This window comes from Butyrivibrio sp. INlla16 (assembly GCF_900104155.1).
Classification (GTDB): Bacteria; Bacillota; Clostridia; order Lachnospirales; family Lachnospiraceae; genus Butyrivibrio.
Genome location: NZ_FMYB01000079.1, coordinates 1 through 10,839 on the forward strand (window position 1 = coordinate 1; position 10,839 = coordinate 10,839).

Consider the following 10,839-nt stretch of genomic DNA (forward strand, 5'->3'; position numbering starts at 1 on the left):
AAATCACGGTAATCCCATGGCTCTACTTTTATGATGACGGGAAGCTTATCAACTTTGAACTTTTGATATTTGGGAGAATGGGAATCGTCGAAAGCCCACTGTTTTAGCGGTATATATCTGCATATGAAGTTTACCAGCCAGCAATTCTGCTGATAGAGTTGGTGGATGATTTCAAGTAAATAAAGTATAATGTTCACGAGCATTGTCTCCTGGTTTTTTGTGAGTTTGGTCGCTGACATTATACCAAAAAGGGAGGTCAATGCTCATTTTATTTTGAACTCCCGATAAATCAAGGCTTTAGAACAAAAAAGAGGTAGTAAATTTGACACTACCACTTTATTCAGGGAGGGAAAACCAATGAAACTTGGAATTCATCAGCCATATTTTTTTCCGTATATAGGCTACTGGCAGCTTATGAATGCGGTTGATGAATATGTTATTGCAGACAATTTGAATTATATGAAGCAGGGATATATCAACAGAAATCAGATTTTAATGAACGGGGAGGCTCAATATTTTAGAATTCCGGTTCATAAGCCCTCGCAGAATAAGCTGATTAATGAAACAGAAATTGCATTCGACGAGAATGAAATGATTAAGATGCTTAATACTATTCAAAGTGCTTATGCAAAGGCACCTAACTTTGAGAGTGTCTATGAGCATGTAAAAAATATTCTTGAATTTGGTCTAACTGATGAAGGGAAAAATATAGCGGTTTTCTTGGAAAATGCCATAAGGAAAACTGCCGCTGAGCTTGGAATTAAAACTCCGATTTACCTGGCATCAAAAGATGTGATTTTGGATGGAACATATAAGAGAGAACATTATGTTGTTGAGTCCTGCAAGAATAGAGGGGCGACTGAATATTACAATGCTATTGGAGGGACTAAACTATATTGTCAGAAGTTTTTCCGCGAAAATGGACTTGGCCTTAAGTTTTTAAAGGCGCGTGAAGACATTACCTATACACAGTTTGGTGGAAAAGAGTTTGTTCCTAATCTCTCTATTATTGACACAATGATGTTCTGTACCAAGGAACAGATAGCGGAGATGCTGACACAGTTTACGCTTGAGGATGGTTATGAGAGCTTTGAAGAGGTAATCGTATAAAAAATGGTATCAGTAATTATTCCTGCATATAATGCGGGAAAAAACATAGAGAGGTGTCTTGATTCAATATGTTCACAGTCTTATGAGGATTTGCAGATAATCGTCATTGACGATGGATCTCAAGATGATACATATAACATAATCAAAAAAATATCTCTTGGAGATTCGAGAATAATTCCTGTTCATAAGGATAATGGTGGGGTATCTTCTGCCAGAAATGTGGCACTTGATATGGTTGCAGGAGAGTATGTCTTTTTTCTTGACGCAGATGATGTTGTAGAGAAGGACGCTATTCGGATTATGGTAGATGCCATGCATGAAACAAAATCTGATTGGGTGTCCGCACAATATTCAAGATGGAAAGAAAATGGAGATAAACTGAGCGATTTTGACTTTACTGTTGGTAACAGTTTTTTTTCATCAGACAATGAAAGAATTAAGTTTGCGCTTAATGAGTTATTGCCATACCGGGTTGGATATGAAGTGTGGTCTAAGCTTTATAAATCAGATATTATAAGGGACAATGGCATTATTTTTCCGGAAAATTGTAAAAGGGGAGAAGATCTTGCTTTTAATCTGAAATATTTAATGCATGCAGAAAAAATTACATGCATAGCACTCAGAGCAATTAGGTATATCATTACGGAAAATTCCGCTATGGGACAATTGAATACTCTTTCTGTTAGAATTTCTGAAAACATAAAGCTGCTTGAAGATGTCTATGATTACATAGAGTTAACAAATAATACTGCTTTTGCAAAAAAGTTTTCTCTTATGTGTTTTAAACTTATGGAACAGACATACGTTGGGTATACTCCGAATGATGTAGTTAAGGCTCTGAAACAGTCTGAAGACTCATCATTTTTTATTGAGAGATTTGATGATTTTTTATGCGGGAAAGATGAGTATCTTTTAACTTGCAACAAAGATATCAGAGATATTAAGCTAAAGTATCATATGTTTATAATATGGAACTTTAAGGGATTTCCGTTATTTGGGAGAATTATGCTTACAACATATAATTTCTATAGAAGCTTGAGGCATAGACCGGTATTACAGAAATGGAAAATGCCTTATTAAAGTAAGTTGTAAAAATTAGGTTACTATATGAAAAAACATGCATATTTGATTATGGCACATAATGAATTCAATATGTTGAAGAAGCTTTTAGCGGAGCTTGATGATGTGCGAAATGATATATATTTGCATATTGACAAAAAGGTTAAAAATGTTGATGAAAAACAGTTTTTAGCATGTGTACGTTATTCCAAAATATTCTTTGTTAAAAAAAGAAGTATTTACTGGGGGACACTAAGTATAGTAAAATGTGAAATTGGTATGCTTGAGGAGGCAACGAAAGGAAACTATAACTACTATCATCTAGTTTCCGGAGTTGATTTTCCGCTTAAGAGCCAGGACTATATTCATGATTATTTAGACAATAAAAATTTGGAGTTTATTGAACATTATACGGATGGCGATTCAGGCAGGTTCTTTATGGAGAAAATCAAATATTATTATCCGCTACTGAAATATGTTGGAAAAGCAGATAATGAAGGGCCGGGCTTTAGAAAGAAAATCCAAAGAAAATTGGCCTATTGGCAAACTAATATTAAAGAGTTTCAAGAGAAACATAAAGTAGACAGGACAAAAAAGTATAAGGATATTACTTTTTATAAAGGAAATCAGTGGTTTAGTATTACGCATGATTTTGCATGCTTTGTTTTGTCTATGAAAAGACAAGTTTTAAAAATGTATTGGCTTACAGATGGGGCAGATGAGTTTTTTATACCTACTTTAGCCATGAACTCCGGGTTTGCGGATAGAGTTTCAAATAATAGTCTTAGGTCAATTGACTGGATAAGGGGAACCCCTTATGAATATTCTTTGGATGATTTGACTGAACTTGAAAAATCAGATGCTTTTTTTGCCAGAAAGATTTCTTATGAAAGAAATCCGGATCTTGTAGATGGGCTCGTTAAGTATATACATGGATGTTGATTGTGTTTTAATATTGAAGGGATAAAAATATGGAAAGCAACAATGTTAAAGTAAGTGTAATAGTTGCTACCTATAATCAGGAAAAGTACATAGGACATACGTTGGAGAGCATAGTAACTCAGAACGTAAACTTTAAATTTGAGGCTCTCGTTGGAGAGGATTGTTCTAATGATGGAACGGCGAAAATAGTTAAGGAATATGCTGAAAAGTATCCGGATATTATTGTTCCATATTTTAGAGAGAAAAATCTTGGTATGTATGCGAATATTCCGGAACTCATGACTCATGCCAAGGGAGAGTATATAGCTTTCATTGAGGGTGACGATTACTGGATTGATGATAACAAATTACAGAAACAGGTAGACTTTCTTGATTCTCATCCCGATTATGTTGCATGTTTTGGTAAATGTATTATTGTTGATGAAAATGATGTTCGTCATCCTGAAAAGGAAGATTATAACGCCTTTAAAAGGGAAAAAGGTGATTTTACTATAAGGGAATTTGAACAATATATACTTCCGGGACAGACAGCGACTTCGATGTATAGAAAAGTTGTATATGGACAACTTCAGCAAAAACTTAGCCAGCTAAAAGATGCTACTCAGATAATGCAGATAGATCGAGGACAGGTCTTGTGTATGATGGCGATAGGTAAGATGTACAACCTGGGGGAGGATGTAGCAGCTTACAGGCACGTCACTAATAAGGAGTCGGGATCATGGTCTTCTCAAAATGATTACTATGGAATTAAGCCGGTTATGCAATATCTTGACGGTATGAAGCAGATGGAGAAAATTGCTTCGGTTCTTGGGCTTGAACTTAATTTTGATGAAAGAAGGACCTATGAACTGAATAAATTATATGCTAATATGGGTACGTTCTCTAAAGAGGACACAGATAAGATTAGACAGAAAATAAAGGAGGACTATAATACAAAGCAAAAATACTATAAGGCATGTCTAAAGAATGTCTTTAAAGGGTGGAGAAGGACATAACTGCCAAAAACAATTACTAATTTGGGGGATAATTGTGGCAAACGACATGTTTACATAAATAGAGGGGGCGTAAATACGCAAATTGAGCTTAAACTTTTAAGCGTTCAAATTTGGAACTATATATTCAAAAGAAGAGGAGAACATTGGTATGGAAAAATTGTTATTCTTGGGAAACAACTGTCATGTAGATGAGATGATTAAACATGCGAAGGAGAGAGGCGTATACACAATTGTTACGGATAACCTTCCTGTTGAGAAGTCACCTGAAAAGGGTATGGCTGATGAAGCATGGGATATCAGCGTAGTTGACATCGATGCACTTGAGAAGAAGTGCAGAGAAGAAGGCGTAACAGCAGTTCTTGCAGGTGCGGGAGAGACCTGTATAGAGGCTAACAAGGAACTTTGTAAGAGACTTGGTCTTCATTTTTATGCAGAAGATGAGACATTGGCAATCGTAAATGACAAGACTGAATTCAAGAAAGTCTGCGCTGAGTGCGGAATGGAAGTTCCTATGGATTATAAGCTTGATATTGAGCTTAAAAAAGAGGATATTAAGAAGATTAAGTATCCTGTAGTTGTAAAGCCTGTTGATGGTTGCTCAAGTATTGGCCTTCATATCTGCTACAATGAGCAGGAACTTATTGAGGGCTATAAGGATGCTTATGAGAAGTCTGATAAGCATAAGGTTGTTGTTGAGGAGTACATTGAGGGAGAACTTGCAGGCTACATCGTTGTTGTAAAAAATGGTGTTTGTGAGCTTGCCGGCTGCGGCGATGATGTAAAAGAATATCGCAATGGCCAGAGAAGAGTATTTGGATTCCTTCCTTCAAAGCATATAAAGCTTTTTGAAAACTACAAACCCAATATTGATAAAATGCTTACAAAGATCGGCTGTAAGGAAGGTATTTGTGGTCTCCAGTTTTTAACTGATAGTAAGAGATTTGCAATTATAGAGATGAACTACAGACTTCCGGGTGGAAAGTATCCTTTCGAAGATCTTCTTTGCAATACTATGCTTGATACAGTTCTCGAGGAAAAGAAGAACCAGCCTTGCAATGCAAAAGCTGCTATGCAGATGTATTCATACGCATTCTGGCTCAATCCCGGAACAATCAAAGAGATAAAGGGAATTGACAAGATTAAGGAACAAATTCCCGGAATACAGATTCAGCAGGTTAAGCAGGTGGGACATGTTGTTGAACCTGATACAGCTATGCGCATGATTTTTGGATTTATTCTTTTCTCATGCAAAAGTGAAGACTATGACAAATGTCTTAATATTATAAATAGTAATTTGGAAGTTATTTCAGAGTCCGGCGAAAGTATGACTTGTCCTTTTGAATATAGCCGTAAAGGTTATGCTGTGAAGGTCGGTGATGTAGAGAGTGTTGGACTCGCAGTATAAAAAAGAGGAAAGAAATGAGCAGTAATAAATTCGTTGAAACGAGAGAAGGAATTTTTGTAACAAAGCCTTCGCTACCTCCACTTGACGAATATGTGGATTATTTGAAGAGGATATGGGATAAGGGTATTCTCACTAATATGGGGCCGCTCCACGAAGAATTCAGGGAAAGGCTTACAGATTTCTTGGGAGTTAATATTTGTTTACCCAGTTGTAATGGTCATATGGGACTTGAGCTTGCAATACAGGCATTTGAACTTAAGGGTGAGATTATAACAACACCATATACCTTCGCTTCCACAACACACGCTATTGTTAGAAACGGATGTACTCCGGTATTTTGTGATATCAGGGAAGAAGATTGTACAATGGATACGGAGAAAATTGAGGAGCTTATCACTGATAAGACTGTTGCAATTGTTCCGGTTCATGTGTACGGATTTCCCTGCAATGTAGAAGAAATAGAAAGAATTGCACAAAAGCATGGGCTAAAAGTCATTTACGATGCGGCCCATGCTTTTGGAATAAGAATTGGAGAGAAGGGCATAGCTGCATATGGAGATGCTTCTATGTTCTCTTTTCATGCAACAAAAGCATTTAATACAATTGAGGGCGGATGTGTTGTCTTAAGTGATGTTAAACGAGCCATGAGACTATACCAGCTTGAAAACTTTGGAATTATGGGAGAAGAACAGGTTTCTTTTACCGGTGCCAATGCAAAGATGAATGAATTCGAAGCTGCCATGGGATTATGCAACCTTGAGCATTTTGCAGAGAATATTGAAAAACGAAAAATAGTCTATGAACGTTACGCATCAAGGTTTGCGGAATTGGATGGAGTGAGAATGCTTTCACCATACCGCAATGATATAAAAAGAAATTATTCATATTGTCCCATATTTATTGATAAAGATATTTGTGGAATGGGAAGGGATGACGTTTATACATACCTTGCCTCCAATAATATATATTCAAGAAAGTATTTTTACCCTTTGACAAGTCAGTTTGACTGCTACAAGGATAAGGAATACAGAGGGGATACCCCTATAGCACAAAAGCAATCAGAACAGGTTCTTACTCTTCCTATGTATGCAGAACTAGAACTTGAAAAAGTTGATCATATTTGTGATTTGATAATTGAGTTTTTGAAGTAATTTTTGTTTGTTATTAGTTTTTTGAAGCAGGAGATTTATAGTAATGGCGTTGCCTATAAAAAAGGAGAAACTTCAGATTTTTGCAGATATTTTCAGAACACTTCATTGGGCCCTGAAAACACTGGAAAACTTCAAATGGAAACTTTATATTTACATTTTTTGCCTGATTTTTCAGTCACTGTATGCAATTGTTCTTACTAGTCAGATAGGTAACCTTGTAGATCTTGCGCTGGAAGATAATGTGCAGACCCTTGCATTTAAAGGCGTTTTGTTTTTCGTACTATATGTGATTAATATAATAATCAGTCTGGTTTGCGGACGAATAGCAGCAAAGAACTTTAATGGTATGTATAATGACCTTGAGCTTCTGGCATATAGGAAAATCATGGATTCTTCCTGGCAGGATTTGACTGATTATCATTCTGGTGATCTGATTACAAGACTCTCATCGGATATCAAGGTTGTTGCGCTTAACACAAGTGGCCTTGTTCCATCTATGATTTCGAAACTTACACTTATAAGTTGTGCGGGATTATATATTATATTTCTTGATTACAGTATGATTCTTGTTGTTATAGCAGTAGCGCCTATTATGCTTATTACATCAAGAATATTTATGGGAAAGATATACAGATCTCATAAAGAGATAAAAGAGATTGAATCCAGGATTACTTCGTATAATAAGGAGACTTTTAATAATATTCAGGCAGTTAAGGCTTTTGGTATTGGCAATCTGTTTTATGACAGAATGATTGAGCTGGAAAACACCAGAAAAAAAGCCGATTTGAGATCTAATAAATATTCACTGTGCTCCTGGGCAATATCGTTCTTTGCAGGTATTTTGGCTGCCGGAATTTGTATAAGCTGGATGTTTTACAGAGTTCATACAGGGGTTATTTCTTTTGGCTCGCTTTCTGTTCTGGGATTCCTTGCATTCCAGATTGGGATGTCATTAAAGGAATTACTGAAAATGATTCCTGATATTATGGAATATATGGCATCTTATAGTCGAGTAAAAATGCTTCTTTTCTTACCGGATGAGGTTGAGGAGATTGACTCGGATTTAATCGAGAACTTTTCAGAAAAAGCAGAAAATGGTGTTTCTGTTTTAATTGAAGATATGTATTTCATGTACAAGAATGGATATTCTGTATTTGAAGGTGCTACTCTTGAGGCTAATCCCGGTGAAATAATTGCGCTTGTTGGACCGTCCGGAGAGGGTAAGACGACAATGCTCAGAATTATTCTTGGAATAGTTACAGCACTTAAGGGTAAAGTACTTGCATTAAATGGAATACAAAGTCTCAAACTTGGTAAGCAGACCAGATCACTTATTTCCTATGTTCCTCAGGGTAATACTATGATGGCGGGGAGTATCCTGGAAAATATGAGACTGGTAAAACAAGATGCTTCAGATGAAGAAATAAAGGAAGCACTTGAAACAGCGTGCATTTATGATTTTATTGAGAGACTTCCGGATGGATTAAATCATATGCTTGGAGAAAGTGGTCTTGGCTTTTCGGAAGGGCAAAATCAGAGATTGTCTATTGCGAGAGCACTTCTAAAGGATGCACCGATTCTTCTTTTGGATGAAGCTACATCAGCGTTAGACGTAGCTACTGAGCGTAAGGTTCTTAATAATATTATGATTAAGGATCCTAAGAAAACGGTAATTCTTACTACTCATAGACCAACTGTTCTTACAATGTGCGATAGAGTTTATAGATTGGCCAATAAAAAAGTTGAGGTAATCGGAGAAAACGATATTCAAAAACTTATGGATGAATTCTAAGAAATTACTTTCATAAGATTTAAGAGTGTGGGAAAAGAATGTCAAAACAAAATCTCAAAGTAAGCATTGTCGTTGCAACCTATAATCATGAGAAATATATCAGACATTCACTAGACAGTATCCTGTCTCAAAATGTGAATTTTGATTATGAAGTGCTTATAGGTGAGGATTGTTCAACAGACAATACCGCTGAAATTGTTAGAGAATATGCAAATAAATATCCGGATATAATCATTCCATTTATAAGAGAAACAAATTTGGGGATGACTGAGAACTCCCTGGACCTTATTATGCGTACAAAGGGTGAATATATAGCCCTTATCGAAGGCGATGATTATTGGATTGATTGTGAAAAATTGCAAAAGCAGGTTGATTTTTTAGATTCGCATCCGGATCACGAAGCATGCTTTGGCTTATGTATGATAGTTGATCAGGATGAAGTACGCCAACCGGATAGAGAAAAGTACAGCGGTTTTATGAAACAGGGTGGATATTACACTGTTAAAGAGTTTGAAGAATACCTGCTTCCCGGACAGACTGCTACTTCTTTGTATAGACAAAGTTCGTTTGTTGGAATCATAAAGAATTTAAAGGAATCGGGATATGATATGTCCCGTTTTATTGACAGGCACCTTGTTCTAGCCATGCTTTCAAGAGGAAAATTATATAATTCAGGTGAGTATGTATCAGCATATAGGTATGTGTTGACCACGGATTCCGGATCCTGGTCATCAAAAAATGACACTTACAGTAGCGAGAGCTTATTAAACTATCTTGATGGGCTTAAGGACTTAGAAGTTCTTGCACATAACATGGGATTGTCTGTTAATTTTGACTCCAGAAGAAAATATGAATGGGACAAATACAAAAAAAATCGTTCATCATTTAATAAAAGTGAAAAAGCTCTAATTAAGAAGAAACTTTTTTTTGACAGTAACAATAAATTTGGTATGCTTAGATATAGACTAAGACATTTTATCTGGTAAATGAAAGAAAGGGAAAGATTATATGAGTGAAATTTTTGATGTTATTGCTGATGTAATTGTGGATGTTGCTGACATTGATAAAGAGGAAATCACTGAAGACAGCGAATTTATGGACACACTGGATTTGTCCTCTCTTGAGATAATGTCAATCATTTCTAGAATTGAAAAAGAATACTCAATTAAAATTGATGAAAAGGAATTATTATCAATTACTACAGTTAAGGATTTGGAAGAACTTGTTGCTTCTAAAAAACAATAAGAAGCTCGTGATTTTGATCTGTGATGATTTAATGCTTGCCGACAGGAGATAGAAGAGTGAAAAAAATACTTATTTTTGGTGTTTCCGGAAATATGGGCGGTTATCTTGCTGAGTATTTCCTTCAGAATTGTAGTGATGAATACGAGATAATTGGTGTTGACCTCGTTGAACATCCAACAGTTAAGAAAATGATAAAAACAATAACCATGAACATCAATGACGAGGAAGAGTATTCCAAACTTCCTACAGAGGATGTCTATGCGGTAATAGACATGATAGGCCCTATGCCGGCAAGGATGGTCGGATATAAGCCAATCGTATATGTTGAAACCAATGTATTGGGTTCGTACAAAATCTTTGATTATGCGGTAAGAGTTAAGGCTGATAGAATTCTATATGCAAAAAGTTTTATTGATATTGTAAAAAGAGGCGAAAAGCAACTGGTTTTGCATGTGGATGATGAACCATATTTTGATTACGATAACTATCATTCAGTTTATTGCGTAACGCAGAATGCGACCAAAGAACTCCTTAGATGCGTGCATGAATTCTATAAGATTAAGACCTTTACGTTCAGACTACCGCATATTTATCTGTGGAATACAAATGATCAATATAGTGTAAAGGGTGTGCCGCATAAGATGATGCACAGAATCCTTATTGATCAGGCTACGGCAGGGGAAACAATAGAAGTTTGGGGGGATCCTACAAGACAAAAGGATATGGTATATGTTAAGGATCTTTGCCAGATGTTTTTTAAGGCTTGTTTTGTAGACAGAGAGACAGGATTTTATAATGTCGGTACAGGAATCGGAACACCGCTTCTTAAGCAGATTGAGGGAATGAGAGACGTTTTTGGAGGAGAAAAGAAATCAGAACTTGTTTTTTGTCCTGAAAAGCCGAATGCACCTCAATACATAATGGATATTAAAGAAGCTGTAGATGAGCTTGGCTATGAACCCAAGTATTCATATCTTGAAATGCTTGAAGATATGAAGAAAGAGCGTGAACTGGGAAGATTTTAATTATTTGTAACTGTAAAACTAAAAGAGGCCTCTGGCATATGTGTGGAAGCCTACGCACCTTAACAACATAACAATATATACTTGAAAAGCCATCTGGCTTTCCTTAAAGTGTAGC

Annotated in this window: 10 protein-coding genes and 1 pseudogene; 10 read left to right on the forward strand and 1 reads right to left on the reverse strand. The window is 36.1% G+C overall.

The annotated features are described in order from the left end of the window. Nucleotides 1-197, reverse strand: a pseudogene (locus BLR42_RS23390) (transposase); the annotation flags it as partial. 160 nt (nt 198-357) lie between these two features. On the opposite strand from BLR42_RS23390, the gene BLR42_RS20695 reads away from it, so the two are divergent. From BLR42_RS20695 to BLR42_RS20740, 10 genes are all read left to right on the forward strand, one after another. After that, entirely contained in the window at nt 358-1,110 is a 753-nt protein-coding gene (locus BLR42_RS20695; RefSeq protein WP_091873303.1) for a WbqC family protein, read from the forward strand. Nucleotides 1,111-1,113: 3 nt separating this feature from the next. Beyond that, nucleotides 1,114-2,190, forward strand: coding sequence for a glycosyltransferase family 2 protein (locus BLR42_RS20700; RefSeq protein ID WP_091873306.1), 1,077 nt, complete (start codon nt 1,114-1,116; stop codon nt 2,188-2,190). A gap of 27 nt (nt 2,191-2,217) precedes the next feature. Beyond that, complete coding sequence (locus BLR42_RS20705) at nt 2,218-3,111, forward strand: beta-1,6-N-acetylglucosaminyltransferase (protein WP_091873308.1); 894 nt, start codon at nt 2,218-2,220, stop codon at nt 3,109-3,111. A 29-nt stretch (nt 3,112-3,140) separates the two neighbouring features. Further along, nucleotides 3,141-4,106, forward strand: coding sequence for a glycosyltransferase family 2 protein (locus BLR42_RS20710; protein ID WP_091873313.1), 966 nt, complete (start codon nt 3,141-3,143; stop codon nt 4,104-4,106). 148 nt (nt 4,107-4,254) lie between these two features. After that, on the forward strand, nt 4,255-5,511 hold the full coding sequence (locus tag BLR42_RS20715) for an ATP-binding protein (protein ID WP_091873316.1): 1,257 nt from the start codon (nt 4,255-4,257) through the stop codon (nt 5,509-5,511). Nucleotides 5,512-5,525: 14 nt separating this feature from the next. Next, entirely contained in the window at nt 5,526-6,662 is a 1,137-nt protein-coding gene (locus BLR42_RS20720; protein WP_091873320.1) for a DegT/DnrJ/EryC1/StrS family aminotransferase, read from the forward strand. A 43-nt stretch (nt 6,663-6,705) separates the two neighbouring features. Continuing rightward, entirely contained in the window at nt 6,706-8,454 is a 1,749-nt protein-coding gene (locus tag BLR42_RS20725) for an ABC transporter ATP-binding protein (protein ID WP_091873322.1), read from the forward strand. 38 nt (nt 8,455-8,492) lie between these two features. Next, nucleotides 8,493-9,440, forward strand: coding sequence for a glycosyltransferase (locus BLR42_RS20730; protein ID WP_091873325.1), 948 nt, complete (start codon nt 8,493-8,495; stop codon nt 9,438-9,440). A 22-nt stretch (nt 9,441-9,462) separates the two neighbouring features. Continuing rightward, nucleotides 9,463-9,699: an acyl carrier protein gene (locus BLR42_RS20735; protein ID WP_091873326.1), complete on the forward strand. Its 237-nt coding sequence runs from the start codon at nt 9,463-9,465 to the stop codon at nt 9,697-9,699. A gap of 56 nt (nt 9,700-9,755) precedes the next feature. Further along, entirely contained in the window at nt 9,756-10,724 is a 969-nt protein-coding gene (locus BLR42_RS20740) for an NAD-dependent epimerase/dehydratase family protein (protein WP_022760647.1), read from the forward strand. Nucleotides 10,725-10,839 lie beyond the last annotated feature (115 nt).